Source organism: Arthrobacter sp. Y3223164 (genome assembly GCF_059091005.1).
Window position 1 is genome coordinate 1 of record NZ_JBNHGF010000530.1, and the last position, 1,569, is coordinate 1,569.

The following is a 1,569-nucleotide window of genomic DNA, read 5'->3' on the forward strand; positions in this document are numbered from 1 at the left end:
GCCGTCGCGCGGGCCGGAGACGTGGCCGGCAAGCGGGTGCTGGTCATCGGCTGCGGCCCGATCGGCGCCCTGATCATCGCGGTGCTGAAGCGGGCCGGCGCGGGCGAGATCGTCGCCGTCGACATGCACGAGAAGCCGCTGGACATCGCCCGGGAAGTGGGTGCCGGCCGCACGCTGCTGGCGACCGATGCCGAGGCGATCGCCGGGGTCGAGGCGGACATCTGCCTGGAGTCGTCCGGCAACCATCACGGTCTGGCGTCGGCCGTGCGCGGTGCGGCCCGCGGCGGCCGCGTGGTGATGGTGGGGCTGCTGCCCTCGGGCGAGCAGCCGGCGCTGATCTCGCTGGCCATCACCCGGGAGTTGGAACTGGTGGGTTCCTTCCGCTTCAACGACGAGATCGATGACGTGATTGCGGCGCTGGCCGACGGCTCCCTTTACGCGGACCCGGTGACGACGCACGAATACGCCGCGGCCGACGCCCTGGAGGCGTTCGGCATGGCGCGGGACTCGTCGCAGAGCGGCAAGGTGCTGCTGCGGTTCAGCGACGCGGAGTAGCCGCCGGGCGGTCGGTCCGCGCCCGGAATCTACTATTCAGCAGCCGCCCTTCTCGCACACGGGAAGGGCGCCTGCTGAATAGTTGATCCGGGAAAGGCAGGTCTAGGTGCCGGGGGCGTCGAACAGCCGGGGCTCGGACTCCCAGACGCTGCGCACTTCTTCCACGGTCCGCCGCATGATCTGGTCCATGGCCGCTCGGGCCGCTTCCGGGCGGCCGGACTGGATGGCGTCCGCGACGTCGACGTGCAATTGCAGCGCTTCTTCGTGCGGGTGCGCGGGCATCAGCCCGTAATCGGTGCGGCCGCGGAGCACTTCGGCGATCATCGAGTGCATCTGCGCGAACATTTCGTTGCCGGAGGCCGCCAGCACCAGCGTGTGGTAGTGGATGTCCAGCTCCAGGAACTGCTGCAGGTCGCCGGCCCGTCCCACCGCCCGCATCTTTGCGGCGACGGCCATGAGCTCCGCCGCTGTCTCTTGCGGCGAATGCTGCGCGGCCAGCTCGGCGGCGGCCGGTTCGACGGCGGAGCGCAGCTCGGTCAGCGAGCGCAGCTGGACGCCCTTGCCGTCCCCGGCCAGGCGCCAGCGGATCACCGAGGGGTCGAACTTGTTCCACTGCTCCGGCGGCAGTACACGGATGCCGATGCGCTTGACGGACTCGACCAGCCCCAGCGACTGCAGCACGCGCACGGCCTCGCGCAGCACGGAACGGGAGACGCCGAGCTCGGCCTCGAACTGCTCGGCATGCGCGGTGGAGCCGGCCGCCAGCTCGCCGGAGACGATGCGCTTGCCAAGCGTCTCGATGACGAGGCTGTGCAGGCGCGAACTCATGCGAGCGAAAGGGTAGCGGTCACGCGTTCATTCTATGGGGCCGGATGCGCACACCGGCTGTGTTGCAGGGCGATGCCGACGCGAACCGGCAGAAGGTCAGGGCCTTCTCGGCGGCAGGATCGGCCCCGGATCGGGGAACGGGCCGGGCTGCGGTTGCGGCGGAAGCGGCTGCGGCCCCGGGTCCGG

Annotated in this window: 2 protein-coding genes; one reads left to right on the plus strand and one right to left on the minus strand. The window is 70.6% G+C overall.

The genetic code is table 11. The features are described from left to right. On the plus strand, positions 1–555 hold a 555-nt coding region (locus tag AC5RUJ_RS16115; RefSeq protein WP_494156226.1), incomplete at its 5' end, for a zinc-binding dehydrogenase. A gap of 102 nt (positions 556–657) precedes the next feature. Here the strand turns inward: AC5RUJ_RS16115 and AC5RUJ_RS16120 are convergent. Continuing rightward, complete coding sequence (locus AC5RUJ_RS16120; protein ID WP_494128565.1) at positions 658–1,383, minus strand: FadR/GntR family transcriptional regulator; 726 nt, start codon at positions 1,381–1,383, stop codon at positions 658–660. Between the last annotated feature and the right edge of the window lie 186 nt (positions 1,384–1,569).

Bases quoted from the DNA above. Each gene is read 5' to 3' on its own strand.
- AC5RUJ_RS16120 (WP_494128565.1), bottom strand. From the start codon at position 1,383: ATGAGTTCGCGCCTGCACAGCCTCGTCATCGAGACGCTTGGCAAGCGC.